This window comes from Vibrio sp. 2132-1, from assembly GCF_033344315.1.
Window position 1 is genome coordinate 1 of the sequence record NZ_JAWPON010000233.1, and the last position, 780, is coordinate 780.

General features: G+C 40.0%; 1 protein-coding gene and 1 pseudogene. Both read left to right on the forward strand.

Translation table 11 applies throughout. From position 1 onward, the window contains the following. Positions 1 to 152, forward strand: a pseudogene (locus R8N47_RS24625) (NADH-dependent alcohol dehydrogenase); the annotation flags it as partial. A gap of 299 nt (positions 153 to 451) precedes the next feature. Then, a partial coding sequence (locus R8N47_RS24630) for a lysoplasmalogenase family protein (protein WP_318186026.1) occupies positions 452 to 780 on the forward strand: 329 nt, incomplete at its 3' end.

Sequence of the window (780 nt, forward strand, 5' to 3'; positions counted from 1 at the left end):
CGACTCAACTAGACAACTACGGTGAAAGCCGCGAGCAAGCGATCGATGCCATCATTGACCAACTCAACAAACACGGAATGACAGTTCTGGGTGAAAACCAAGCGATTACTCTTGAACGCAGCCGTGAAATTTTAGAATTAGCTGTCTCATAACAGCAACAACTGTTCACTGCCCTTTCTAGGGTTTAACGGTATTGTGACTTAACGGTCACAATACCGTTTTTTTATGCTATTTTGTAAGCTTCAACGCGTTCAAATATTGGGCATTCTAAAAACAACAATTAATGCACAAAATTAAGTGTTCGCGTTGGTCAGTAAAGTGGCAACTGTTTAGCTTTACATACACAAAAAATAAAATTGAAATCAAAGGTCTAACTTACGCATTTGTTAGATCTTTTTGTTTGGAGTAGCACTACGCTACTCACGTTTGTCTGTTCGAGAGTTCTTTATATATGTGGCTAGTTGTCGTTGTATTAGCATTCATACACATCATAAGTGTCCGTAAAGGGCCGAAATGGCTATTTTACGTATCAAAGCCATTGCCTGTACTTGTGATGATTGGCATTTTGCTTAATTCTCCCGCGAGTCAACTGCCTTACACTCAGTGGATATTAGTGGGTTTATCGTTGTCACTACTCGGTGATTTACTACTAATGTTACCGCGAGATAAGTTCATCATTGGTCTAAGCCTATTTTGCTCTGCTCATTTGTCCTACAGTTATGGCTTTAGCTTAATGTCGGCATGGCATTTCACTCCTTGGCTTCCTATTGCTTTGTTTGG